The 587-nt window shown below is 55.5% G+C and carries 1 pseudogene; it reads left to right on the top strand.

The window, feature by feature from the left end:
- Positions 1–55: 55 nt before the first annotated feature.
- Positions 56–587 (top strand): annotated as a pseudogene (locus RKE40_RS29695) (hypothetical protein); the annotation flags it as partial.

Genomic DNA, 587 nt, shown 5'->3' with positions numbered 1-587 from the left:
AGCGATTACTCCGCCGATGAAAGAGAGATTGCGCTGAGGACTTTATGAGCGCACGATGAGTACGGGGTTGATCGGCTACCGGAGCAATTCTCCAATGGTAAGGCCTCCGAAATCCGTCAGCGAATCGGATGCCTGTGCCCGTTCCGAGATCTCTGAAGATGCTATTCGCGACGGATTGCGCCACCTTTTAGCAAGCGCCGACTTTGATGTGCCTGACCGTGTGCGTCGATTTCTTTCCTATGTCGTTGAAGAGACCATCGCTGGGCGGTCCAGCGGAATCAAGGCGTATACAATCGCTATCGAAGTCTTTGGCAGGGGAACAGATTTTGACATTATGAACGATCCCGTCGTTCGTATCGAGGCGGGACGGCTCCGGCGCGGATTGGAGCGGTACTATCTGCTCGATGGCAGGACGGCGCCTCTTCTGATCGATTTGGCAAAGGGCCGGTATGTGCCCAGCTTTCGATGGCGGGTGAGCGATCAAAGTGACCCAGAGCCGATCTCGACTTCCATTCTCCAGCCGAGCGTCCAAGCACCACGAATGATAGATAGGCTGAAAAGCCACTGGCTTGTCAGCTCCGCCGGAG

It is taken from the genome of Allobosea rubneri (assembly GCF_032464875.1).
GTDB classification, from domain to species: domain Bacteria; phylum Pseudomonadota; class Alphaproteobacteria; order Rhizobiales; family Beijerinckiaceae; genus Allobosea; species Allobosea rubneri.
Note: the sequence above shows the minus strand (reverse complement) of the source record. Positions and strands in the feature narration are given on the sequence as shown.